The following is a 22,939-nucleotide window of genomic DNA, read 5'->3' as shown; positions in this document are numbered from 1 at the left end:
GCGCCGCCACAGCCCACCGCCCGCCATGGCCACGCGCCGGTCAGGGGGACGGTGAGACCAGCAGGGCGGTGAGGGTGCCGAGCAGGATGAACGGCCCCAGGGGGAACTGGCTCTTCAGCGTGCCGCGGCGGGTCGCGAGCAGGCCGACGGCGTACAGGGCTCCGAGGAACTGCCCGGCGATCGCGCCCGCGAGCCAGGCGTCCCAGCCGAGGGCGCCGGTGAGCATCCCGGCGAGGCCCGCGAGCTTCACATCGCCCAGCCCGAGCGAGGCCGGGCGGGCGAACCACAGCACGGCGTAGGCGCCGGCCAGGGCGAGACCGCCCAGCAGCGCGTCCCCCAGCCGTCCCGTGGGGACCAGCAGGGCGGCGACGATCGGGTACGAGGGCAGGGTCAGCACGTCGGGCAGCCGCTGGGTCCGCCAGTCGATCACCGCGAGCGCGCAGCCCACCAGGGCCATGTACAACCAGGCGGCGACCAGGCCATCGCCCTCCAGCCGCCACACGACCAGCCCGACCACGGCCGCCACCGCCGCCTCGACCACCGGCGGCCACGCGGGCACGGGCGCGGCCCGCACCACCCGCCGGAACGCCTCCCGCCCCTCCGCCCAATACGCCCCACGCCCCGGCCCCTGGTACCCGGCCTGATCGTGAGGCCCGGTTCGGTCGTCAGGTCCGGCCTGGGCGTCAGGTCGGGACTCGTCGTCAGGTCCGGCCTGGTCGTCAGGTCCGAACTCGTCGTGCAAGCGGGACTCGTCGTCAGGTCGGGTGGCGGCAGGGGTGAAAGCGCCGGCCAGGACGCGGACGTAGGCTCCGGCGAGCAGACCCGCGAGCGCGGCCTCGGCGACGATGAGGCTCACCCGCCGACCTTAGTGCCCCGGCGGTCGCCTCTCCCGCGAAACGGCGGTCATCTCGCGTGTCGGCGCAGGCGGGGCAGCAGGCCGCGTCTGCGCTCGGGGACGCGGGCCACCGTCACCTCGGCGTGCCGGGACAGCTCCCGCAGCATCGGTTCCAAAGCGTCGTCCCCCGCCGGCATCCGGCCGATGGACGCCAGGGCGTGCAGCAGGCCGCCCTCGATCGCGAACGGCACCGGCCCCGCGACGTCGACCATCACGGCGGCGGCGTCCTCGCTCAGCGCGGCCCGGCAGACCTGGGGCGTCGCCGCCTGGATGGGCCGGGCGTCGGCGCGCCACAACTGGAGCGACGCGACGCCGGTGAAGGCGGGGACGGCCTTCCTGCCGTCGGCGCCGACCAGCACCGGCAGCGCCATCTCGCTCTCTTTCTCCTGCTTGAGCCCGTGCTCGCCGACCTCGGCCCGCGTCAGAAGCGCGACCACCGGGACCAGCAGGCGCGCGGTGCTCAGCGCGGACGCCACCGCGGCCGCGTCCCCCGTACCCGCGGCGAAGGCGGCCAGCGCCGCCGTCACGGACGCGTCTGCGCCGCCGTCGTCGTCGGGGACCAGGGGCTGCGGAATGCTCGGCACGACTCACGAGCCTACCCACCCCCTCTCCCCTCCCCGGTACGCGGCCACAGGGCGGCTGAATCGGCGGATGTATCCGAAGGGACGGCTCTTCGTGGGCAGATGTCGCCAATGAGGGGGACGTACTGCTCTCGATAGCTTCGGGCTGTGGGTGAACGCGTCCTGATCGCTCTCGGCGGCAACGCGATGACCGCGCCCGACGGCAGCGCCTCCCCGCTCGACCAGCGCCGGGCCATCGAGCGGGCCATGGCGCAGGTGTCCGCGCTCATCGCCGGCGGCCACCAGGTCGTCCTGACCCACGGCAACGGTCCCCAGGTCGGCAACCTGCTGCTGAAGAACCAGCTCGCCGCCGAGGTCGTGCCCCCCGTCCCGCTCGACTGGTGCGGCGCGCAGACCCAGGCCACGATCGGGGTGCTCATCCTCAACGCCCTGGGCCACCCGGCGGCCGTCGTGGTGTCCCGGACCCTGGTCGACCTCGCCGACCCCGCGTTCGCCGCGCCCGTCAAGCCGATCGGCAGGTACTTCACCGAGGCCGAGGCGCGCAGGTTCGAGCAGTTCGGGCAGACCTGGCGCGCGTTCCCCGGCAGGGGCTTCCGGCGCGTCGTGGCCTCGCCGGAACCGCTGGAGATCCTCGACGCGCCCGCCGCCCTGGCCCTGATGGACGCCGGGTACACCGTCGTGGTCGCCGGAGGCGGCGGGGTGCCCGTCGCCCGTCAGGCCGACGGCTCGCTCAAAGGCGTCGAGGCCGTCGTCGACAAGGACGCGGCCGCGGTGGTGCTCGCGGGCGCCGTACGGGCGACCGTGCTGGTCGTGGCCACCGACGTGCCCGCCGCCGTCGTGGGGTACGGAACCGGCCAAGCCCGCCCCATCGGCCGCACCACCGTCGCCGAGCTGCGCGAGTTGCAGGCGGCGGGGCACTTCGCGAGCGGCAGCATGGGACCCAAGGTGGAGGCCGCGCTACGGTTCGCCGAGGCCGGCGGCCGGTCCGTGATCACCTCCCTGGAGCACCTCGGCGAGGCGCTGATTGGTGCCGCCGGCACGGTGGTCGGCCGGTGAGCCGGACCGGTCGACGCCGCGGCCGGTGGGGAAGATGGACCGACGTAGCGGAGCGAACGACCGAAGGGTAGGAGATATGCCGGATCCGATCGAGGTGCGCAAGGTCACCATCGAGAGCGTCACCGACGCCTCCGGGCTGGAGAGGCTCATCGACGACGGGGTGATCGACGCCGACCGGGTGCTCGCCGTGATCGGCAAGACCGAGGGGAACGGCGGTGTCAACGACTACACCCGAATCCTGGCCGACCGCGCGTTCCGCGAGGTGCTGATCGCCAAGGGCACCCGGACTCCGGAGGAGGTCGCGCAGGTGCCCCTGGTGTGGTCCGGCGGCACCGACGGGGTGCTCAGCCCGCACGCCACGATCTTCGCGTCGCTCGACCCGTCCACGGTGGAGCCGTCGGACGAGCCGCGCGTCTCCGTCGGCGTGGCCATGAGCGAGGTCATCCTCCCCGAGGACATCGGCCGCCCGGCGATGGTGGAGAAGGTCGCCGCCGGCGTGCGCGAGGCCATGAAGATCGCGGGCATCGAGGATCCGGCCGACGTCCACTACGTGCAGACCAAGACCCCGCTGCTCACCCTCGCCACGATCACCGAGGCCAAGTCGCGCGGCCAGGAGGTCGTGATCGAGGACACCGGCCCCTCCATGGACATCTCCAACTCCACGACCGCCCTGGGCATCGCCGTCGCCCTCGGCGAGATCGAGATGCCCACGGCCGGGCAGATCCACAAGGACCTCTCGCTGTACTCCAGCGTCGCCTCGTGCTCCTCCGGCGTCGAACTCGACCGCGCCCAGATCGTCGTCGTCGGCAACGTGCGCGGGATCGGCGGGCGTTACCGCATCGGGCACAGCGTGATGAAGGACGCGCTCGACGCCGACGGGATCTGGGAGGCGATCCGTGGCAGCGGCATCGACCTGCCCGACCGGCCGCACCCGAGCGACCTCGGCGACCGGCTCGTCAACGTGTTCATGAAGTGCGAGGCCGACCCCAGTGGCCGGGTGCGCGGACGCAGGAACATCATGCTCGACGACTCCGACGTGCACTGGCACCGGCAGATCAAGGCCACCGTCGGCGGCGTCGCGGCCAGTGTCACCGGCGACCCGGCCGTCTTCGTGTCCGTCGCCGCCGTCCACCAGGGCCCCTCTGGCGGCGGCCCCGTCGCCGCCATCGCCGACCTCGGCCGACAGTGAGGATGCAGGTGAGGATGGAGGTGAGCGCCTCCCGGTGGGTGCGCCCCGTCGCCTGACGGCGAGGCACCGATCTGATCCGGGCACCGGGGGCGAGCATCCGGGAACATTCGTTGCGCCGGATATCACCACGAGGCCGACGTACAGGGCAGAATCGGGCCGTGGAGTCTCAGGGATTAGAGCGCGATGAAGTCGCCGCCGCCATGGCCGCCCGCCGCGAGCTCGGCCCACAGTACGAACTCGAGCTCGCCGAGTCGCTCGTCGACCGCGTCAACGCGGTGATCGACGCGCGGCTCGCCGCGACCCCGGCCAAGCGTCAGAGGCCCGACTGGGCACAGATGGCCCTGGGCCTCGGGTCGCTGGCCATGTCGATCCCGCTGGCCGCGATCGTGGCCCGCATCCCGTCGCCCGGCCCCGCCCTTCTCCTATTGTTCGCGCTCATCGCCGCGGTGAACGTGGCCTACGCGCTGAGCAAGATCACCAACCGCCGGCGAGGCTGACCACTGGGCCGGGCGCGCCGCCTCACAACGGTACGGCGAACCCCCACAGGACCTGGGCGATCTCGTCCACCTCGGTGAACGCGCCGGAGGCCACGGAGGTGACCAGGTCGTGGACCGCGTCGTCATCGCTGTAAACCTCGACGCCGTTGCAGGCGAGGAAGACCACGGTGCAGACCCAGGCGACCTGCCGCGCGCCACGCTCGAAGGGATGGTGGACGGCCAGCGAGTGCAGCAGTGCCGCCGCCTTGACCAGCACGTGCGAGTAGGCCTCGTGGCCGAACATGGACGCCTGCGGCCGGTGCACGGCCGAGTCGAGCAGCCCGATGTCACGCAGGCGAGGCGGAGCACCGAGCGTCACCCGTGCCAGATCCACCACCTGCTCCATGGTCAGGTAGCGCGTCACCCGCGCGCCGGTGGGGTGTGGCCGGTCATTCGGCGAGCCGGTCGAGGACCGAACGCCAGCGGCTCGCCGCCGCGAGGCCCAGGCGGCGGACCTCCTCGTCGGCATCGTGCCGGGCGATGTACTCCTCGACGGCCGACTGCACGACCTGCTGGAGGCTGCGCCCCTCCTTCTCCGCGCGCCGGCGCAGGGCCTCGGTCTGCTCCTCACTGAGGCTGAGCGTCATGGCCAATACCTCCACGGTACGCATCCGGTGTCGGCGTCACGCTTGGACACGGTGAGTGTATGACCATTTACACCGGGTGTCAGTGCTTTTTACTCGGCCCGTCCCAGGCGGGCCAGCCGCATGACGGCCTCGTCGATGATCTCGTCCTTCTTGCAGAAGGCGAAGCGCAGGAAATGCCTGCCGAGCTCGGGGTGGTCGTAGAACACCTGGGTCGGGACGGCGACGACGCCCGCCAGCTCGGGCAGCCGCCTGGCCAGCTCGGCCCCGTCGGTGAAGCCGAGCGGCCGGATGTCGGTCTGCACGAAGTACGTCCCCGCCGGCCGGTAGACGCCGAAGCCCGCCGCCGACAACCCCGCCATGAGCCGGTCGCGCTTGGCGGCGAGCGCGTCGCGCGCTCCGGCGACCCAGCCGAGCTCCTCGCGCAGGGCGTGGGCGACCGCGACCTGCCACGGAGCGCCGGAGGTGAAGGTGAGGAACTGCTTGACCGACTGGACGGCCGCGACCAGCTCCGGGGGACCGCACACCCAGCCGATCTTCCATCCGGTCGCCGAGAACGTCTTTCCGGCCGAGGAGATCATGACGGTGCGCTCGCGCATGCCCGGGAGCGTGGCCATCGGCACGTGTTCCACGCCGTCGAAGGTCAGGTGCTCGTAGACCTCGTCGGTGATCGCGATGAGGTCGTGCTCCTGGCAGACGGCGGCGACCAGCGCCAGCTCGTCGCGGGTGAAGACGGTGCCGGTGGGGTTGTGCGGGGAGTTGACGAGGATCGCCCGGGTGCGCGGGCCCACGGCCGCGCGCAGTTCGTCGGGGTCGAAGGTGAACCTGTCCCCCGCAGGGCGCAGGGCCACCGTCCGGCGCACCGCGCCGGCGAGCGCGACGGCCGCGGCGTAGGAGTCGTAGTACGGCTCGAACAGGATGACCTCGTCACCCGCCTCGCACAGCGCGAGGACCGACGCCGCGAGCGCCTCGGTGGCGCCGACGGTGACCAGGATCTCGCCGTCCGGCTCGTACAGCAGGCCGTAGTGCTGCTTGCGGTGCTCGGCGACGGCCTGCCGCAACTCGGGCATCCCGGGGCCGGGCGGGTACTGGTTCAGCCCTCCCCTGATCGCCGTCACGGCGTGTTCGAGCATGGAGGAGGGACCGTCGGTGTCGGGGAAGCCCTGTCCCAGGTTGATCGACCCGGTGCGCACGGCGAGCGCCGTCATCTCCGAGAAGATCGTCGTGCCGAACTCGCGCATGCGGGCGACCAGTGGCTCGTTCACGCCGGCAAGCCTACCCAGCCGCCCTTCCCCGCACCGAACCCTCCGCCCCCACCCACCGGAGGCGTTCGCGAACCCCATCGACCGAATCGACCACCGGCCACCGGCCACCGGCCAGCGACCAACCACTTCACGACCCCCACACCCCACCGCTTCGCCGTCAAAGGCGGACAAATACCGAAATAAGTAATGTCAGGCGGAAAATCCGCACACACCGAAAGACGCGGGTGACGCAGCGGCGTTAGCCTGCTGAGGTGGTCGCCAGGTTTGTCCGCTATGCCGAAGAGCGCCGGGAACCGGCCCCCGCCCGGATCCGGGAGCTGGACGTGCTGCGCGGCCTCGCCGTCTGCGGGATCACGCTGGTCAACACCTGGCAGCACACCTCCGACGCCGTCCACCGGACCACCACCACGCCCACGGACTGGCTGGTCGAGAACCTCCTGCAGAGCCGCTTCTTCCCGATCTTCTCGTTGCTGTTCGGCGTCAGTTTCGTCCTGTTCCTGCGCTCGGCCGCCCGCCGGACGTCCCACCCCCGGCTCGTGCTGCTCCGCCGGCTGTCGGCGCTCGCCGTCCTCGGGCTGCTCCACCGGACGCTGAGCCCGGGCGAAGTGCTGCTCCCCTACGCCCTGACCGGCGCGCTCATCCTGCTGCCGGCCTCCTACCTGCCCAGGTGGGCGGTGCTCACCGCCGGGACCGCCGCCACGTCGTGGGCGGTCCTGTTCCACGCGGGCGGCGTGTGGCTGATCCCTGGACTGTTCCTGCTGGGCATGGCCGTGATCGCGTACGCCCCCGGGCGCCGCGCGCTGCGCGCGGCCTTCCTGGTGAGCGTGCCGCTGGCCGTCGCGCTCACCGGGGCGTGGCTGTACCTCTGGGCGCACCCCGCGACGTTCCGCTTCCCCTTCACCGTGAGCGTCTACCCGCTGGCCGGTCTGGCCGCGGCCACGGCGTACTGCACCGGGTTACTGCTGGCCGCCAGGCGCCTGCCCTGGCTCACGGCCGCGCTGGAGCCGCTCGGCCGCATCGCGCTCACCGCGTACGTGGCCGGCACGCTGATCACTTTGGCGGCGCTCCCGCTGCTCACCAGGGACGGCAGCCGCGCGGGCGTGCTCGTGGTGTCCGCGGTCGCCATCCTGGCGCTGGTGGCCTTCGCCCGCTGGTGGACCGCCCGGTACAGGTACGGGCCGCTGGAGTGGGCGTGGCGGTGCGTCACCTGGTGGGAGCCGCTCCCCAACCGCCGCCCGCGCTCCTCGGCAGCCGGGGGTCCGGACCTTTAGGCTTGTGGGGTGACCCGCATCGCCCTGTGCCAGCTTCCGGTGTCCGTCGACCCCAAGACCAACCTCGAACGCGTCCGCGACGCTCTCGGCCGGGCCGCCTCGCGCGGCGCGACGCTCGCGGTGTTCCCCGAGGCGATGCTGACCCGGTTCGGCAAAGAGATCGCCGAGTCCGCCGAGCCGGTCGACGGCCCGTTCGTGACCGCCGTGGCCGACGCCGCGCGGGCCCACGAGATCGCGGTCGTCCTCGGCACGTTCGAGTCCGGGGACCCCGACGGCGACGGGCGCGTGCACAACACGACCGTCGCGCTCGACCGGTGCGGGCGGCTGCGGGCCGCCTACCGCAAGATCCACCTGTTCGACTCCTTCGGCGCCCGCGAGTCCGACCTGGTCGCCCCCGGCGAGACGCCGGTGGTCGTGGAGCTGGAGGGTCTGCGCCTCGGCCTGATCACCTGCTACGACGTGCGCTTCCCCGAGCTGGCGCGCGCCCTGGTCGACCAGGGCGCCGACGCGTTCGTCGTCATCGCCGCCTGGAGCGCGGGCCCGATGAAGGAGGAGCACTGGGCGACCCTGGTCAGGGCGCGGGCCATCGAGAACACCATGTGGACGATCGCCGTCGGCCAGGCCCCCGACCCGGAGGCCAGGGACGGCTTCGGCGTGGGCCGCAGCATGCTCGTCGACCCTCTGGGCGTGGTCCGCGCCGATCTGGGGCCCCGCGGCGCCGTCCAGGTGGTCGAGATCGACCCGGCCGAGACCGACCGGGTGCGGGCCACGCTGCCCTGTCTTTCCCATCGGCGCCCAGATATTTATCGCTCCGTGCGGAACGCCGAGGTCGGCAGATCGTAAAATGCGGGATGTGAGCGAGCCCGCACCAAGCACCCAGATGCAAAAGGTCATTCCCCCTCGGCTGCTGGTGCCCTACCTCGCGGGCCAGCGCACGATCATCTCGGGCTACGTCTACCGCGTCCAAGACTGCTCGCGGCTGACCTCCCCCGAGCAGCTCGTGTCCGCGCTCGACCTGACCTTCGAAGGGTCCGAGCTCGAACCCTCGGTTCCCGAGCTGTACATCCTGCGGTGGCTGGTACGCGACACCGACACCTACGACGTCCCCTACGGGCCGCACATGGGCGGAGATTGGAACGATTCGCCCCCCTTCGCGGGCAACGGGTTCACCACCTCCCGCCAGCACGTGGTACCCCAGTTCCACACCCCGCCCATGCCCATCCCGGCGGGGGCCGAGATCCGTCACCTGACCACCCGCGGCGAGCGGCGCTTCGCCGACTACGACGGCCTGACCTGGCGGCCGGCCGCATGACCGACATCGAACCCGTCGGTCTCGGCTTCATCGCCCACCAGCACGACCAGACCTACGCGGCCGCCCTCGGCCCCGGCCCCGACGACGTGATCCTGTTCAGCGAGGAGCCGCGCGAGGGCTTCGAGCGCGCCGGCGCGTACTGGCGGCGGCAGGTCCGGCGCGAAGACCTGCAGTGGCTGGTGCTGCTGCGCACGGTCGGCGCGTTCGGCGGCGAGCCGTGCGTGGTCCTCGACGAGGACGACGACGGCCTGCACATCGCCTACACCGGTCACAGCGGGCTCAAGGCCGAGGCGCTGGGCTACTGGATGGTCGACCACGGAGCCTACGAGGTGGTCGTGCCGCACGAGGAGGTCCACTCCATCCGCGTCGAGCGCGTCCCGATCCCCTGTCAACCGGCCCAGGGCTTGAGTGTCTCTGGAGTGTGACAGAAACGCCCGTGCTGTCGCCGGGCAGGCCGTCATTCGCCGAGATCTTCGCCGCGCACTATCCGGCGATGGTACGGCTGGCGGGCCTGCTCGGCGCCGACGATCCCGAGGACATCGCGCAGGAGGCCTTCGCGCGCCTGCACCCGCGGCTGGCGCGCCTGCGCGATGACGCGGCGGCGCTGCCGTACCTCCGCGCGATCGTCTGCAACCTCACCCGCAACCGGATACGCCATCTCCGGCTGGTACGCCTGCGCAGGCTCGAGCCTCCGCCCGCCCAGGGCGGCGGCGAAGAGGCGTACCTGACCGCCGAACGCCACCGCGACCTGCTCGCCGCCGTGGACCGGCTGCCGCGCCGCCAGCGCGAGGCCCTGGTCCTGCGGTACTGGCTCGATCTGTCGGAACGCGAGATCGCCGATGCCATGGGCGTGTCCCCCGGCTCGGTCAAGAGCCACACCAGCCGCGCCATCGCGGCCCTCGGTCGTGCCCTCAGGGAGAGCAACGATGATTGACGACGACCTCCGCGAGGCCCTGCGCGCCCGTGCCTCGACCTATCAGACCAGTCCGCACGCGTGGATCGGCGTCCAGCGGCGCCTGCGTACGGCCCGGCGCAGAAGGTTCGCCGCGCTGGCGGCCGCTTCGCTGTCGGTGGCCGCGCTGGCCGCCGGCGTGCCGCTGGTGCTCTCAGGCACCGGGTCCGACCCCACCACCCGCGCGACCACCACCGCGGTCCCGTCCAAGGGGCACGAGGACGCCTTCGACCTCGAGTCACGGCAAAGTCCTCCCGTCGGCGACCCGGTGATCCTGGTCAACCCCGCCGACGGCCGGTACCTGCGCCTCTGGTTCAGCAGGAAGCCGCAACAGCAGGGCCTCGACCAGCCGGTGCCGTCCAATGCGCCAAGATACGACGTCCTCTGCTGGGCCATGCAGTCAGCTCTGCACGGTAGGACGTACGCGGGCTGCCCTGTGGACGCCGACCCTAGCCACGCCGGCCAGTACGCCTGGTACGTCGGCGGCACGGCGGACGACTGGTCGCGCGGGGAGACGGTGATCTCCTACGGCGTCGCCCGCTCCAAGGTGAGGAAGGTGTCGGCCATCGCCGCGGACGGGACCCGGCTGCCCGGCGTGATCTACCGGCCGAAGGGCGCCCCCGCGGCCGTGTGGGCGGTGACCTACCCGGCGCGGGCACGGGTGCGCGCCTTCGAGTTCAGCGACGCCGACGGCGAGGTCCTCGGCCGCACGACGCCCGATCCGTTCCTGCTCTCCCCGACGAGCGCGGCCCCCGTGACGCCCCCTGTCGACCTGCCCGGCGGGCTCACCGCGCGGCTGCACACGGACGGGACGTTCACCTGGCTGCGCGACGGGGTCATGGTCGCCGCGACGGAGATCCTGTGGACCGGCGCGACGGCGGGCGCGCCCGCGAGGATCATCTCCTGGCACTTCGGGCACGGCCGGTGGTTCGGCCTGGCCACCGCGGGGACGGCCAAGGTCGAACTGACCGCCGGGACGGGCGCCCCGATCTGGGCCGCCACGGCCCGCGACCCCTGGAGACGCGGTCTTGCCCTGTTCTCCGCCCCCAGCGGGCGCGAGAGCGACCTCTACACCGGGGGGTACACGATCGTCGGCTTCGACGCCCGCGGCAAGGAGATCTGGCGGGAGAAGGTGCCTCCCCATCCGCCTCTGTGGACCGGTGTCCCGCTGTCCACACCGGCGCGGTGAACGGCGGCCGCCAGTGCCGCCGTTCACCGCGCCGACGGGCCGACGATCGGCCCGGGGAGTGCGGTGACGGCCAGACGACCGGGCCCGGACAGCGGGTGAGGGAGGCGGGCGGTCAGGTTGGAGTGCCGAGGTAGCGGTAGCGGGCCAGGCGGGTCGCCAGGCGGTCCTCGGGCGGGCTCCCCATCAGGCCGAGGATCTCGTGCTCGATCGTCGCGCCGACCCGCTCGCAGAAGGCCTGCGGCTCGTAGGCCGCGTCCGGGAACTCCGGGATGACGCGGTCGACGATGCCGTCCCGCCGCAGGTCGCGGGCTTGCACCCCTTGAGCTTTGGCGATCTCGGGCGCGAAGTCGATGGTCCGGTACAGGATCGCCGACGCGCCCTCGGGGGACAGCGGCGACAGCCAGCCGTGCTGGGCGCACAAGACGCGGTCGGTCGGCAGCAAGGCCAGGGCGCCGCCGCCCGCCCCCTCCCCGAGGATCAGGCACACGGTCGGCGTGTTCAGCGACACCAGGGTGGTCAGCGCGCGGGCGATCTCGGCTGCCAGGCCGCCCTCCTCAGCCGTCCTGGACAGCGCCGCCCCCGCCGTGTCGATCACCGTGACGAGCGGCAGCCCCAGCTCGGCGGCCAGGTGCATGCCCCGGCGGGCCACCCGCAGCCCGGCGGGGCCGAGGTGACGGCCGGCGCTCTGCCGGCGGTCCTGGCCGAGCACCACGGCGGGCGCCCGGCCGAACCTGGCCAGGGCGAGCAGCAGGCCGGGATCGTTCTCGCCGGCGCCGGTGCCGTTCAGGGGGGTCACGTCCGAGGCGCCGAGCTTGAGCAGGGCCTTCACGCCGGGACGGTCGTCACGCCGGGAGCGGCTGATCGCCTCCCAGGCGCCGACCTCGGCGACCCGGTCCTCCGGCTCCACCCGCCAGGCCGGCCCGCCCTCGCCATGTCCGCCCTCTTCACGTCCGCCCTCGCCACGTCCGCCCTCTTCACGTCCGTCCTCGCCACGTCCGGCCTCACCGCGTTCTTCCTCGCCAGCTTCTTCCTCGGTGGCGGTGGCGTTGTGGTGAGGCGGCCGGGGCAGGCTCCGCTGCTGTTCGCCGGGGGCCGCGTCCCGCGTGTCCATCAAGGAGCACAGGACGGCGAGGGCGCGGATCGCCACCTCGCGGGCGCTCGCGGCCGAGACGACGGCGTCGACCAGGCCGTGCTTGAAGAGGTTCTCGGCGACCTGCACGCCCTCGGGGAACGGGTATCCGTGCAGGGACTCGAACACCCGCGGGCCGAGAAAGCCGATGAGCGCGCCCGGCTCGGCGGCGGTGACGTGCCCGAGCGATCCCCACGAGGCGAACACCCCGCCCGTGGTGGGATGGCGGAGATACACGATGTAGGGCAAACCGGCGGCGCGGTGGGCCGACACCGCGGCGCTGATCTTGATCATCTGGACGAAGGCGAGCGCGCCCTCCTGCATCCGGGTGCCGCCCGACGCCGGCGCGGCCAGCAACGGCAGCCGCTCCGCCGTCGCCCGCTCCACCGCGCGCACGAGCCGCTCGGCGGCGGCGACCCCGATCGAACCGGCCAGGAACGAGAACTCGCAGGCCATGACGGCCACGCGGCGGCCGCCCAGCAGCCCCTCCCCGGTGACCACCGACTCGTCGTAGGGCGTCCGGGCCCGCGCCGCCGCCAGTTCCTCGGCGTACGGCGAGCCGGGGGGCGCGGGATCCACGGTCGGCTCGTCCCACGACTTCCACGACCCGGGGTCCAGGACGATACGGATCAACGTGTACGCGTCGGGGCGTGCGACGCCGCTCACCGGACCGCTCACCCTTCCCGCTTGTCCGCATCCGCGAGGTGGACCGGCCTCCCGGACGTCTCCGGCGCGTCCGGTACCCCTGCCACTCTCGGACCGCTCGGTACCGCGTCCGTCCCGGTCAAGCCCGGTACCACGTCCGTCCCAGTCAGGCCCTGTTCCGGGTCCGATCCGTTCTCAGGTCGCCCCGCGACGGTCGCGGTCGCGCCCTGCGCCTCGCGCCCGGCCAGCCAGTCGCGGACCGACCGGTCGTCCTGGCCGAGCGAAGGCGGCGGCAGATGCTCGGCGGGTGGCGCGCCGTCGAACCGCAGCGGCGACCCCGGCAGCTCGATGGTGCCGAGCACCGGGTGGTCCACGGTGACCACCAGCTCCTGCGACCGCGTCTGCTTCCAGGCGTAGACCTCGTCCAGCGTGCGGACCGCCCCGGCGGGGACGCCCGCCTCGCTCAGCACGGCGAGCCAGTGCGCCCGGTCGTGGGCGCCCAGCGCCTCCTCCATGTCGGCGACCAGCTCGTCACGGTGGGCACGCCGCTCCCGGTTGACCGCGTATTTCGGTGTCGCCGGGTCGATGCCCAGCAGCGGGGCGAGCCTGCCCCACTGGGCGTCGTTGGCGACCGCGATCTGGATCACCCCGTCGGCGCAGCGGAACGCCCCGTACGGCGCGATCGAGGCGTGGTGGTTGCCGCTCGCCCCTGGCACCTTGCCGCCGACCGTCCACGCCGTCCCGTGGTAGGAGTGCACGCCGACCACCGAGGCCAGCAGCGAGGTGCGCACGACCTTCCCCACGCCCGTCCGCTGGCGTTCGTACAGCGCCGCCAGCACGCCGTACGCGCCGTGGATGCCGGCGAGCAGGTCGGCGATCGAGGAGCCCACGCGGTACGGCTCGTCGGGCGAAGGGCCGGTGAGGCTCATCAGGCCCGCCTCGCCCTGCGCGATCTGGTCGTACCCGGGCCGCCCGCCCTCGGGGCCGTCGTGGCCGAAACCGGTGATCGACAGGATGACCAGGCGGGGGCTCAGCTCGTGCAGGCGCTCCACGGAGAAGCCGAGCCGGTCCAGCACGCCGGTGCGGAAGTTCTCGACCAGGACGTCGCTCTGCCGCACGAGCCGGGTGAGCAGGGCGGCGCCCTCCTCGGACTTCAGGTCCAGGGTGATGGACCGTTTGTTGCGGTTGGCCGCCAGGAAATAGGTGGAGATGTCCCCCTCGGGCCCGACGAAGGGCGGCCCCCAGCCACGCGACTCGTCGCCGCCGTCGGGATGCTCGACTTTGATCACCATGGCGCCGAGGTCGCCGAGCATCTGCGCTCCGTGCGGCCCGGCCAGCGCCCGGGACAGGTCGAGGACCACGATGTCGCTGAGCGGTCCCTGCAAGGTCAGCCTCCACGGGGGTGTGAGGAGAACGTGTTCTCGTCCACAGGCAAGCCTGCCAGGTGACACCGCCGTCCCGACACCCAGGTGCCGCCCCGAAACACGCCGGTTACCCCCGCCATCCCTCTGGACCGTCCCATTCGGGACGATCTACGCGCGCCGGCCGGGAGAACCCGTCCCGACCGGTCGCGTCGCGTCGGCCGCCGTCCATCCGGGGGAACCGTCTCAGGCCGTTCGGGAGGAACCGTCTCAGCCCGTTCGGGAGGACATCTGGGCCCGCCCGGGAGAACCGTCTGGCTCGTCCGAGAATCGTCCCGGTTCGCCCGAAGAGGAGCTCGCGACCGCGCGGGGGCGCTTCGCGAGCCTTGTCTGCCTAGTGGTGGGTCCTGCGCGTACGCCAGCGGTCCACGAGTTCGCGGAGTTTGCGCTGGTTCTGCGGGTCCCTGGCCATCGTCTTGACCTTCTCGACGTGCTCATGCCCCTTCGGGCCGCGCAGGTACTCCTTGATGCGGTCCATCATGGATGCCATCGTGTCACCACCGCCTGTCGATCGCCGTTTCCCTCGAACGGCTACCCTCGACATCCCCCGCCAATCACGCATTGTGCTCGCAAGCCGATAAAACAGGACAAGCGATGACGATTGTGGGATACAGCCACGACCATCCGGCGATGCCCGCGTGACCAATTGGGGATTTACGCCGACAATTCGGAGCGAGGGGTCGCTCCATCGGTGATCACGACCGGGACGACGCGCCGCGCGGCGCGTGGTCACCGGCCCGGCGGTGGCCGAGTCCACGCGCCCCGCCACCAGCTCGTGCATTAGGTTGGTAGGTCGCCGGGGTCGCCACCGTCGCTGGGTCACTCGGGTCGCGACGTCGCAGGGCACTGGCATCGCCCAGACAGGCACCGCGGAGCGCGGCTCTCATAGGAGGACCAGCTCGCAGGAGCGCCGACTCCGCAGGGGCGACGGCTCCCGCAGGGGCGACGGCCCTATGCCGCCCGACGACGAGAGACGGTCGCGCACGACCGAAGGAGAGCCCGCTGACCAGCACTGACGCGACGTCCAGAGCGAAGATCATGGAGCGGGTCCGGCGGCTGCTGGACCTCGCCGAGCATCCCAACACCGGCGAGGACGAAGCGGCGCTCGCCTCCGCTCACGCGGCCGCCCTGATGCTACGGCACGGGCTGGACGCCAGCGCGGTACGGCGCGGCGCCACCGGGCGTTCCGAGAAGATCGACGGCATCGAGTTCGAGGTCTCCAACCGAGGCGGCCACGCGCGGGAGCGTTGCTGGGCGCTCCACCTCATCTGCGACGCGCTCGGCTGCAAAGGCGCCCAGCACTGGACGGGTGTGCACGGGCGCGGCATCCGTGGCGCGCGGCACGTCACCATGACCGTCGTCGGACCCGACCCCGTCCTCGACAGCCTGCGCGTACTGCTCCCGTCCATCACCCTCCAGATGGAGAACCAGGTGAGACCCGCTCTGCGGCATTTCACCGCCCGCGACCTGACGGGCGTCGAGGGCAAGGACCGACGCGCCCGCGCGACGTCCGACTACCGGCGCGCCTTCTACGTCGGCTTCGGCTCCGGCGTCTCGGCCAAACTCCGCGACCGGGTCGCCGAGATAGCCGACCAGGTGAAGGGCACCGGCGCCGAACTCGTGCTCCTCGACCGGTCGGCGCTCGTCCAGGCCGAGTTCCAGCGCCGCTTCCCCGGCCTCAAGCGAGCCCGCGCCACCACGCTCGACGCCGACGGCTACCACACCGGCCGGCAAGCCGGCCGCACCGCCGACCTCAGCGACCGAGCCCTCCCCGACCTCCCCCTCGGCCGCCTCCCCCACTGAAACCGGGGCGCCGCGGCCCGGCACGAGAAGTTCCGGAGAAACCAGGAACGAATGATGAAGGGCGCGGTCCCACCTCGAACGAACGAAAGGGGTCAGTCCCAGCGCCGGGCATTGCCCTCGTTGAAGTCCGTCCGCTCGTCGGGGATGACGCAGAACGGCAGACCGGCCGGATCCTCCATGATCCACCATCTGCCGTCGACCTGGCGGACCCGCCGCGCCCCGAGCTTCTCCAGCCGCGCGACCTCCGCCTCCAGGTCGTCGGTGTGGACGTCCAGATGCACCCGGCTCGGCCCCTCCCCCAGTCGCTGGATCAGCAGCCAGGCATCCTGCCCCGGCAGATCCGCTCCGTGATACGCAGGTTCGGACTCGAATGCATGCATCGTCACCCCCGCCGCGCCCTCCCAGAACCTCAGTTCGGCGTCGTGGACGTCCTCGGAGACGTCGATCACGACTTTGGAAACCCTGCTGTAGTGCGCCACGCCCCTACCTCCCGACGAGCTTCTCCACACCGCGCTACGCAACCAGACCCTTCAGCTCCCCGCAAGCCACCCCAACCCCCTCCGCCCCGGCTCGCCGAACCCCCCGCCCTGACCCACCACGCACCTCCCCCAACCCACGAGCACCTCCCCCGACTCGCGAGACCCTGCCCGATCCACGAGCGCCCCTGCCTGACCCACCGCGCGCTTCGGCCTGACCCACTGTGCGCCCCGGCCCGACATGTGAACGGTTCCCGTCGATCACGCATCCGTGACATCCGGCTGCGTTACGTTGGTTACGGAGGTTGCCGGGGCGTCGAAAGGCCGAGACCGTGACACAGGAAACAGGACCCGTGCCCCCCGGAACCGGCCCCCTGTCACCCGATTTCACCGGCATCGACCCCGATCGGATGACCGGCTTCATCACCGAGATCGACCACGCCCGAGGCACCATCGCCGAACACACCGAAGCCATCCGCCGCGTATTCGCCGCCAACGACCTCCCCGCCACCTCCCTCACCCCCATAGCCGAAGTAGAACACTGGATAGACACCCACCTCCCCGACCTCCGCCGCCGAGTGCAGACAGCAAGAAACACGGCACAGCTTCCCAACTGGTCTCCCCAGGCGACGCACCTCATCCCCTACGAAGAGAAGCCTGCTCTCCCCACGGCAGAAGCCCAACGCCTCGGCCAGGAACTCGCCACGCAGTACAAGAAGGCCAGCGAGGGCCTTATCAACCTGGACCGCCAGGCGGAATACCAGAAGGTCCTCGACACGCTCGCCCAGCACGTCCACGACCCCGCCTACACCGCCGCGTTCTTCGCAGCCCTGGGCGTGCACGAAACCCTGCAACTCCCAGTAGTCCTCCGCGAGCACCTCGGCGACCCCGGCGAAGCCACGCTCGCACCGCCTCGCCCCGACGACGAGCTCATTCGCGCAATAAGCCAAGCTTTCGCCACCGCGGTCTCGTCGGGCTCTCGCCTCCCTGGAATGACGCAGATCAGTAACGCTCTCCGGAGTCCGGATCTCGACCCGAGGGACACATTCGGCGCCAGCCTCATCCTGGCAGCGGGAGCCTTCCCTGCCGAGTGGCTGGCGCAGGTGGTGGCAGCGCGAGGACTGGCGACACCGCGCGACGTACACACCGGTTATCTGTACGCTCTCGGAAACAATCCCGCCGCCGCCCGCTTGGCGATCAAAACGGCTCTAGGCGACAGCGCCGACCAGTCAGCGCTTAAGAAGTGGCTCAAGGGCATGAGTGACCGCACGAGCGGACCGTACGCCACCGACATCGAGGCAGACGCCTTCGGCCGCATGCTCGCCGCCGCCTCCGGCGCCCACGACGAAAAAGACGGCACCCACAGCAAAGACGCAGCCCTATTCGCCTTCACCGTCATGACAACAATGGGAGACCTCCGCATCGGCCAGGCCGCTCGCATACACCTGGCAGAGATCGCCGGTAGGTACGTGACCGAGATAGCTGAAGGGTCTGATATAACCGACAAGAACCACTTGCTTCCCAGCGCATTCGTAGACGTAGTTTCTCGCACTCCCGGGCTGAAGCCTACGTTCCGACTGAGCCCAGAGGACACCTACAAGTTCATCAAGACCTTCGCGGACAGTCCAGAGACGCAGACACCCTTCCGGGAAGGTATGGGAAATCTCGCCCGTAGGCTGATCCACGCAGAAGTCCCGGCCATGCTGGAAAGCAAGGATCCCGCACGGGTGAATGAGATTTTCGCAGCCCTAGGCAATACGGCTGGCATGCAACTCGCCGCCGAGAAGAAGCTCAGCCAAGTTAAGGACGACGCCGACGACGCGGCCGGGAAAACATTCAGCACGATATCGGGCAACATGCTGGGCGTCATAGGCATCTTCGTCCCCGGCGAGAAGATAGGCGCTACGGCATGGACCTTACTCAGCGGCGGCTGGTCTGCATTCGACACCTACAAAGAAGAGAATGAAGAAGGAGAGAAGGTCGAGCAAAGGAATCGCGACGAAACCCTAGGCCGTCAGCACACAATAGCGAACTGGCTTACGGAAGGCGGAATGGCGCCACGGATTCCACCTGCACGCTATCCAGGAATAGCAAATCAATCAGGACTGCTTCGACCATTTTCAGAGATCCTGACGACCGGCGAAAATGGACTGAACGCCCTCGACAGCTGGTTCATTGATAATGGCATGGGCAGTGGAGACTTGAAGTCATTCGGCGAAATTTCCGACCAGTTTGCAACCACACTTGAAGGACGGAAAACCCGCGTTGCAGAGCGGGCCCTAAAGTTGGATGACGGAGGCTAAGACACCTTCAAGCAATGCGTCTCACCCCGCAGATCAATCTGACCATCTAGTGGCGAACCAACATACAGGACGGTAGCGGCATCCTGGTTCTCCAAGCGAATAGGCTTGCTATCGAAATCGTCGCTAGCGATTTCATACGGAGCTACACGCTTGAGGGTAGCGACCAATCCGTCCTTTACTAGTTGCGACTTAGAGCGAGCATCGATATCTGTCGCTCTAACAGCGAAGGTCTGTTTGGCCCTGCCATGCCCACAAGGAACATTTTTTCCACCGGGGTCCGTGATCGTCACATCCCTTGCATGCCGCTCCTGCAACAATTGAAGAATGTGTCCTTTCAATGTTTGTCCGGCCTGGGCAACGGTGGGGCCTTTGTCGATCGTGCAGGCTGTGAGCACTAGGGGTGTGAGCAATGCAACAGCGGCGAACTTGCGGCGCAGGGTCGAGTCACTAGACCGCTGCACCATCTTCGCCTCCACGTCTGTTCGAGACCGAGTCGCTTCCCACATAATCTCAGTGAGAGCCGCTGCGCCACCTAGTATCCACATACTCACTCAGACTTTCATCGCAGGAGGAGCCAGGCGTTGCCCATCGACGACGACTTGGTGCCGAACCCCCGGCATCGGGACCTTGAGGCGGCTCTCGCTGCCGTGCGGGTGTATGTGCGGGCGCTGGAGACCGCCCTTGATCCTGCCTGTGCCACGTTCGGGGGGCGTGTCGTGTGGGTTGGGCCTACGGCTCGGGCGTTCGGGGAGGAGTTGAATGGGCGGCGGGCGCGTCTGAAGACAGCCGTTCACCACATCCTGGCCGAGCTGGAGGCTGAGTTGCGATCCACGCCGAGCAAGGTCTCGCGGTCGACGGCGGCCAGCATGAGCGGCTGGTCATAGCAGCATTCACCCCCGCCGTCTTCCTCGAGGTCTCCCCGTGAGCGATCACGCAGCCTAGGACACCAGTGATGTCGGGTCCGGTGCTCGAAGACCGGAGAGGGCTTCTCGCCAGTCGGCCGTCGCCGAACCCGAGTCCGCGAGAAGATCGTCGAAATCGTGGGCCCTTACGACCACGGTGATGCTCGGTCCGGTGTGCGCGTCCCGGACGGCCGCCGTGGCGAAGTGGCACGCTTCTTCGATCTCCCCCGCCTTGGCGAGTGCACAGGCGTAGGCAAGCCGGACGAGAGCGGGATCGTTGGAGTCCTTGGCCCCGTAGCGCGCCAGTGCCCGGGTCATCGCCTCGGCCGTGCCGCCCAGGTCTCCTAGGTCGGCCCGCCCTCGTGCCTCGTAGAAGAGTTGGCGCTCTCGCTGGAAGGACAGCACTCCCGGCTGGAGCAGGTCGTCCGCGCAACGGTCCAGCGTGTACCCGGATCGGTTGATGGCGCGTTCGAACGCCGGCCTGTCGCCGAGCGAGGCGTGGGCGAGGGCGGCGAGGCCCCACATCCAGGCGATGGCCGGCGTGGCGGTGACGCTGCGTTCCAGCCGGGGCACGACCATGGCGAGAGTCGCATGGGGATCTGCCGCATACGTCGGTATGAGCGCGGTGCTGGAGAGGGCGAGATCGGCGAGGTAACGATCGCCGGCCTCGTCCGCCGCCCTGGTCGCGGTCGTGTACCACCTGCGGGCGAGTGGGAAGTGGTTGGCGCAGAACATGATTTCGCCCACCACAATGGCCAGCTTGGCACCCACCCTGGTCAGCCTGCGTTGCGCTTCAGCGGGATGCCTCTGCGTCAGCAGTTCTCTCACACTCGCCAGATGGAGAAGCGCCTCTGGCAGCACGGTGGGAGGCGGTACATTCCGTCCAAGCCGATCCGCCTCGTTCTCCAGGTAGAGCACCCGTGCCTCGCTCACGCTGCTGGCATCGAGAACCTGCTCGAAGAGGTCGGGGGTTCGGGAGAGGGTCTCGGTGAGGCCGAGGGCCATGGTGGTGGCGCCTAGGTGGAAGACTTCTCGCCGGTTCGTGGCCGCCTCCCGGGGGTCGGGGCGCGTTGGTGCGACGCCGGAGCCTTTCCCTTCAGGGTCGTACGGCGCGAGCAGTTCCGCAACGGTGTGGCCGGGAAACATCCGTTCCAGCACCCGGCAGTGGTCGGCCTGCGGCTTGGTCTTCAGGTGGCCCTTGAGCCAGCGGCCGAACGCCTCGCGGCTCGGGGCCGAGCCGATGAGGCGCCGGTCGATGGCCCGCGCCACCTTCTCGTACTCCAGGCAGAACGCCCGATGCGTCTCCTGGTGACGCTTGGACAGCAACACTCTCAACAACGTCTGCCGGCCGGGCATCCGGAACACCGCCTTCACGAACCATACGGTCAACGTTCGGTAATCACTTCGCGACTTTAAGTGGCGTCGCGGGTGAGGGCCAGCCGTTTTCGGTGTCACGGCGGTCGAGGCACAGGCATGCCACATCGGTGACCGGTCGGTGCCCGTTGGCGACACGGGAGAGCGACGCCGCCGATCGGACGAGCCTCATAGCGTCCCCGGCGAGATTCTCCCGACCCGATCCAACTTGAAGGTGCGGTCTGATTCGCATGTCCAGCTCACCGGCTCCCGTCGAGCCTTTCGCGGCCGTCCAGCGCATCCGGTATTCGGTGTGGTGTGCCGGCCTGTCCCTCGGCCTGCTTGTCACGAGCACCGTGGCGTGGCTGCCTAGTACCCATCCCTGGTCGACGGGCGAGGGGCTGACCCTGTGGGAGTTGCCGGGGTCCGATGCCGGTTCCGTGAGCGCGTATGGCGGAGGCGCGCTCGGCATGCTGTTGCTGGCTCTCGCGCTCACCCTCCTGGCCGCTTTCCATCCCGCGCGTCCGATGGTGCTCGGCGCGCTGCTCGCTGACGCGCTCAGCTTTCTGAACACCATGTGGCTGCACTAGGCGCTCGGCGACGCCGCCCCCGACGGCACCGCACCCGGCGTGGCCGCAGCGCTCGTCGAAACGCTGGCTCTGATACTCGGACTCGGCCTGCTCACTCTCGTCGACAGTGCCGACGAGCGAGACACCGCGCGCCGGATGACGGCGTCCGCAGGACAGAGGCTCACGGGCTCACCGTGGTCGCTGGAGATCCGCCGCAGGCTGGGACACGCGGTACGCGGCGGCATGGTCTCGGTGCTGCTGATCTTCGCGAGCGCACTGCCGTGGGTGGGTCTTCGGCATCACCGCGAGGACGGTCGAGGAATCGTCACCTACTTGTCCCTGTGGGACCTGGCGGGCTCCTCCGCCGGATCGGCGGTGACTCCGGCCGCCGAGACCGTCCTGTCCCTGCTGGTGGTGTCCTTCCTGCTCGTCCTGGTGGTGGCGAGCGAGCCTGACCGCTTCGTCGCCTGCTGGGCTCTGCTGTCGGCGTCTCTGACGGCGGGATCGCTGTGGTGGCTCGGCCGGGTGCTGAGCGATCTAGGACCGGTCCGAGGTACCGGGGCGGTCACGTGGCTTTCAGGCCCGATGGTGACGGCCGTGTTCCTCGTCCTCAGCATGGCCGTGGTCGCGCTCGTGATCATGCCCGAGGCGCGCCTCCAGCGTCATCCGGACAACCCCGGTGGCACGGAAGTCCAGCGCCGAAGGGCACGACGGCGAGGTGCGTCTGGCGGGCCGACCGCGTGGACATCGCGAGGACTCCGAAGTTTGCGAGGAATATGGGGGGCGGTCACCAGACGGCAGTGAGGGGTCGAGGCCGGGGACGACACGATGGTGAGGGAACGAGGACGGGAGCGAGGCCATCTGAGCGGCGTCGGTGAGATGGCGACGGCCACGCGAAAGAGCTTGGCTTTCGCTGGGCCGCTGCCGGAACGCGGCTCGCGATCGACCCGGCCTCTTTCGTGAAGGACCAGCGAATGCCCATGTGCGAGGACGCCTTCGGCGCCGCTCCCGTCGTACGCCTGCTCGAGAGGGCGGCGTTCAGTGCCGCCGAGGGCTCGGTCCCCGAAGCGCGGAAGTGGGCGGCGAAGGTGCTGGAGGGTCATCCGCGCCGCGACGACGCTCTCCTGCTGCTGTCGGAGACGTTCACCAACGCCGTCGTGCACACCCGGTCCACCGTGGTCGGGGTCGTCCTGCTCGGTGAGGAGGACCAGCGGCTGCAGGTGGAGGTGGTGTCCGAGGGAGCCGAGACGCTGCCGTGCACCTGCCGCCGCGTTTCCGTCGACGCGGCCGCGCCGGCGGAGTGGGGAAAGTTGGCGGAGTCGGGCCGGGGCGTGCGTCTCGTCCGCGCCATCGCCGACCAATGGGGCTACATCGAGGACCGCCCCCGCTGCGTCGTCTGGTTCGCCCTTCACCCCCACCCGAACGCTGACCAGGCATGACCTGTACCGCGACCCCGGCGGGCTCGCCGCCCTGCGGAGACGCCGATAGGCCGTACGCCTTCGGCCTAC

The 22,939-nt window shown here is 70.3% G+C and carries 24 protein-coding genes and 1 pseudogene; 14 read left to right on the top strand and 11 right to left on the bottom strand.

The window, feature by feature from the left end; translation table 11 throughout:
* Positions 1–40: 40 nt before the first annotated feature.
* Positions 41–856: an A24 family peptidase gene (locus ABZT47_RS11565; protein WP_354839183.1), complete on the bottom strand. Its 816-nt coding sequence runs from the start codon at positions 854–856 to the stop codon at positions 41–43.
* 47 nt (positions 857–903) lie between these two features.
* Positions 904–1,479 carry an SseB family protein gene (locus ABZT47_RS11560; protein WP_354839180.1) on the bottom strand — a complete coding sequence of 192 codons (576 nt, stop codon included), beginning with the start codon at positions 1,477–1,479 and terminating at the stop codon, positions 904–906.
* Positions 1,480–1,623: 144 nt separating this feature from the next.
* On the opposite strand from ABZT47_RS11560, the gene ABZT47_RS11555 reads away from it, so the two are divergent.
* From ABZT47_RS11555 to ABZT47_RS11545, 3 genes are all read left to right on the top strand, one after another.
* Entirely contained in the window at positions 1,624–2,532 is a 909-nt protein-coding gene (locus tag ABZT47_RS11555) for a carbamate kinase (protein ID WP_354839177.1), read from the top strand.
* Between the two features lie 76 nt (positions 2,533–2,608).
* A complete protein-coding gene (locus ABZT47_RS11550) occupies positions 2,609–3,721 on the top strand; it encodes a ring-opening amidohydrolase (protein WP_354839174.1) in 1,113 nt (370 codons plus the stop codon).
* Between the two features lie 158 nt (positions 3,722–3,879).
* Positions 3,880–4,218 carry a hypothetical protein gene (locus ABZT47_RS11545; protein WP_354839171.1) on the top strand — a complete coding sequence of 113 codons (339 nt, stop codon included), beginning with the start codon at positions 3,880–3,882 and terminating at the stop codon, positions 4,216–4,218.
* Between the two features lie 22 nt (positions 4,219–4,240).
* On the opposite strand, the gene ABZT47_RS11540 is transcribed toward ABZT47_RS11545, so the two are convergent.
* The 3 genes from ABZT47_RS11540 to ABZT47_RS11530 all read right to left on the bottom strand — a co-directional run bounded on the left by ABZT47_RS11540 (position 4,241) and on the right by ABZT47_RS11530 (position 6,106).
* A complete protein-coding gene (locus ABZT47_RS11540; RefSeq protein WP_354839168.1) occupies positions 4,241–4,621 on the bottom strand; it encodes a Fic family protein in 381 nt (126 codons plus the stop codon).
* 25 nt (positions 4,622–4,646) lie between these two features.
* On the bottom strand, positions 4,647–4,844 hold the full coding sequence (locus tag ABZT47_RS11535) for a ribbon-helix-helix protein, CopG family (protein WP_354839165.1): 198 nt from the start codon (positions 4,842–4,844) through the stop codon (positions 4,647–4,649).
* 89 nt (positions 4,845–4,933) lie between these two features.
* Positions 4,934–6,106 (bottom strand): pyridoxal phosphate-dependent aminotransferase, encoded by a 1,173-nt coding sequence (locus tag ABZT47_RS11530; protein ID WP_354839162.1) that lies wholly within the window; start codon positions 6,104–6,106, stop codon positions 4,934–4,936.
* A gap of 251 nt (positions 6,107–6,357) precedes the next feature.
* Between ABZT47_RS11530 and ABZT47_RS11525 the strand changes: the two genes are divergently transcribed.
* Genes ABZT47_RS11525 through ABZT47_RS11500 form a run of 6 tightly spaced genes read left to right on the top strand, consistent with a single transcriptional unit; the run spans position 6,358 to position 10,830 of the window.
* Complete coding sequence (locus ABZT47_RS11525) at positions 6,358–7,377, top strand: DUF418 domain-containing protein (protein ID WP_354839159.1); 1,020 nt, start codon at positions 6,358–6,360, stop codon at positions 7,375–7,377.
* 9 nt (positions 7,378–7,386) lie between these two features.
* Positions 7,387–8,220, top strand: coding sequence for a carbon-nitrogen hydrolase family protein (locus ABZT47_RS11520; protein ID WP_354839156.1), 834 nt, complete (start codon positions 7,387–7,389; stop codon positions 8,218–8,220).
* A 10-nt stretch (positions 8,221–8,230) separates the two neighbouring features.
* Positions 8,231–8,689 carry a hypothetical protein gene (locus ABZT47_RS11515; protein WP_354839153.1) on the top strand — a complete coding sequence of 153 codons (459 nt, stop codon included), beginning with the start codon at positions 8,231–8,233 and terminating at the stop codon, positions 8,687–8,689.
* Complete coding sequence (locus tag ABZT47_RS11510) at positions 8,686–9,114, top strand: hypothetical protein (RefSeq protein ID WP_354839150.1); 429 nt, start codon at positions 8,686–8,688, stop codon at positions 9,112–9,114. The genes ABZT47_RS11515 and ABZT47_RS11510 overlap by 4 nt, the downstream gene beginning before the upstream one ends.
* A complete protein-coding gene (locus tag ABZT47_RS11505) occupies positions 9,111–9,623 on the top strand; it encodes a SigE family RNA polymerase sigma factor (RefSeq protein WP_354839147.1) in 513 nt (170 codons plus the stop codon). Before ABZT47_RS11510 ends, ABZT47_RS11505 begins: the two co-directional genes overlap by 4 nt.
* On the top strand, positions 9,616–10,830 hold the full coding sequence (locus ABZT47_RS11500; protein WP_354839144.1) for a hypothetical protein: 1,215 nt from the start codon (positions 9,616–9,618) through the stop codon (positions 10,828–10,830). The genes ABZT47_RS11505 and ABZT47_RS11500 overlap by 8 nt, the downstream gene beginning before the upstream one ends.
* Before the next feature lie 112 nt (positions 10,831–10,942).
* Here the strand turns inward: ABZT47_RS11500 and ABZT47_RS11495 are convergent, their stop codons facing one another.
* The 3 genes and pseudogenes from ABZT47_RS11495 to ABZT47_RS11485 all read right to left on the bottom strand — a co-directional run bounded on the left by ABZT47_RS11495 (position 10,943) and on the right by ABZT47_RS11485 (position 14,515).
* Positions 10,943–12,625: a carboxyl transferase domain-containing protein gene (locus ABZT47_RS11495; protein WP_354839141.1), complete on the bottom strand. Its 1,683-nt coding sequence runs from the start codon at positions 12,623–12,625 to the stop codon at positions 10,943–10,945.
* A gap of 212 nt (positions 12,626–12,837) precedes the next feature.
* A pseudogene (locus tag ABZT47_RS11490) lies at positions 12,838–13,989 on the bottom strand (CoA transferase); the annotation flags it as partial.
* Positions 13,990–14,359: 370 nt separating this feature from the next.
* Entirely contained in the window at positions 14,360–14,515 is a 156-nt protein-coding gene (locus tag ABZT47_RS11485; RefSeq protein WP_354839138.1) for a hypothetical protein, read from the bottom strand.
* Between the two features lie 548 nt (positions 14,516–15,063).
* Here ABZT47_RS11485 and ABZT47_RS11480 point away from each other — a divergent pair.
* A complete protein-coding gene (locus ABZT47_RS11480; protein ID WP_354839135.1) occupies positions 15,064–15,828 on the top strand; it encodes a DUF2786 domain-containing protein in 765 nt (254 codons plus the stop codon).
* A gap of 92 nt (positions 15,829–15,920) precedes the next feature.
* Here ABZT47_RS11480 and ABZT47_RS11475 read toward each other — a convergent pair whose 3' ends face one another.
* Positions 15,921–16,307: a VOC family protein gene (locus ABZT47_RS11475; RefSeq protein ID WP_354839132.1), complete on the bottom strand. Its 387-nt coding sequence runs from the start codon at positions 16,305–16,307 to the stop codon at positions 15,921–15,923.
* 407 nt (positions 16,308–16,714) lie between these two features.
* On the opposite strand from ABZT47_RS11475, the gene ABZT47_RS11470 reads away from it, so the two are divergent.
* Positions 16,715–18,607 carry a DUF6571 family protein gene (locus tag ABZT47_RS11470; RefSeq protein ID WP_354839129.1) on the top strand — a complete coding sequence of 631 codons (1,893 nt, stop codon included), beginning with the start codon at positions 16,715–16,717 and terminating at the stop codon, positions 18,605–18,607.
* On the opposite strand, the gene ABZT47_RS11465 is transcribed toward ABZT47_RS11470, so the two are convergent.
* The gene (locus ABZT47_RS11465; RefSeq protein ID WP_354839126.1) at positions 18,604–19,071 is read right to left on the bottom strand and encodes a hypothetical protein; all 468 of its coding nucleotides are present in this window, start codon (positions 19,069–19,071) and stop codon (positions 18,604–18,606) included. The genes ABZT47_RS11470 and ABZT47_RS11465 overlap by 4 nt on opposite strands.
* A gap of 474 nt (positions 19,072–19,545) precedes the next feature.
* Positions 19,546–20,883, bottom strand: coding sequence for a hypothetical protein (locus ABZT47_RS11460; RefSeq protein ID WP_354839124.1), 1,338 nt, complete (start codon positions 20,881–20,883; stop codon positions 19,546–19,548).
* A gap of 230 nt (positions 20,884–21,113) precedes the next feature.
* Between ABZT47_RS11460 and ABZT47_RS11455 the strand changes: the two genes are divergently transcribed.
* The 3 genes from ABZT47_RS11455 to ABZT47_RS11445 all read left to right on the top strand — a co-directional run bounded on the left by ABZT47_RS11455 (position 21,114) and on the right by ABZT47_RS11445 (position 22,870).
* On the top strand, positions 21,114–21,452 hold the full coding sequence (locus ABZT47_RS11455; RefSeq protein ID WP_354839121.1) for a hypothetical protein: 339 nt from the start codon (positions 21,114–21,116) through the stop codon (positions 21,450–21,452).
* A 39-nt stretch (positions 21,453–21,491) separates the two neighbouring features.
* Positions 21,492–22,235: a hypothetical protein gene (locus ABZT47_RS11450; RefSeq protein WP_354839118.1), complete on the top strand. Its 744-nt coding sequence runs from the start codon at positions 21,492–21,494 to the stop codon at positions 22,233–22,235.
* 170 nt (positions 22,236–22,405) lie between these two features.
* A complete protein-coding gene (locus ABZT47_RS11445; RefSeq protein WP_354839115.1) occupies positions 22,406–22,870 on the top strand; it encodes an ATP-binding protein in 465 nt (154 codons plus the stop codon).
* The last annotated feature ends 69 nt before the right edge of the window (positions 22,871–22,939 follow it).

Source organism: Sphaerisporangium sp. NPDC005289, assembly GCF_040607455.1.
Classification (GTDB): domain Bacteria; phylum Actinomycetota; class Actinomycetes; order Streptosporangiales; family Streptosporangiaceae; genus Sphaerisporangium; species Sphaerisporangium rhizosphaerae.
This window is presented reverse-complemented; position numbering and strand designations above follow the sequence as displayed.

Excerpts from the sequence above, each read along its gene's own strand:
- ABZT47_RS11550 (WP_354839174.1), top strand. The coding sequence starts at position 2,609 with ATGCCGGATCCGATCGAGGTGCGCAAGGTCACCATCGAGAGCGTCACC.
- ABZT47_RS11535 (WP_354839165.1), bottom strand. The coding sequence starts at position 4,844 with ATGACGCTCAGCCTCAGTGAGGAGCAGACCGAGGCCCTGCGCCGGCGC.
- ABZT47_RS11510 (WP_354839150.1), top strand. The coding sequence starts at position 8,686 with ATGACCGACATCGAACCCGTCGGTCTCGGCTTCATCGCCCACCAGCAC.
- ABZT47_RS11500 (WP_354839144.1), top strand. The coding sequence starts at position 9,616 with ATGATTGACGACGACCTCCGCGAGGCCCTGCGCGCCCGTGCCTCGACC.
- ABZT47_RS11485 (WP_354839138.1), bottom strand. The coding sequence starts at position 14,515 with ATGGCATCCATGATGGACCGCATCAAGGAGTACCTGCGCGGCCCGAAG.
- ABZT47_RS11480 (WP_354839135.1), top strand. The coding sequence starts at position 15,064 with ATGGAGCGGGTCCGGCGGCTGCTGGACCTCGCCGAGCATCCCAACACC.
- ABZT47_RS11470 (WP_354839129.1), top strand. The coding sequence starts at position 16,715 with ATGACCGGCTTCATCACCGAGATCGACCACGCCCGAGGCACCATCGCC.
- ABZT47_RS11465 (WP_354839126.1), bottom strand. The coding sequence starts at position 19,071 with ATGGTGCAGCGGTCTAGTGACTCGACCCTGCGCCGCAAGTTCGCCGCT.
- ABZT47_RS11455 (WP_354839121.1), top strand. The coding sequence starts at position 21,114 with ATGTCCAGCTCACCGGCTCCCGTCGAGCCTTTCGCGGCCGTCCAGCGC.
- ABZT47_RS11445 (WP_354839115.1), top strand. The coding sequence starts at position 22,406 with ATGCCCATGTGCGAGGACGCCTTCGGCGCCGCTCCCGTCGTACGCCTG.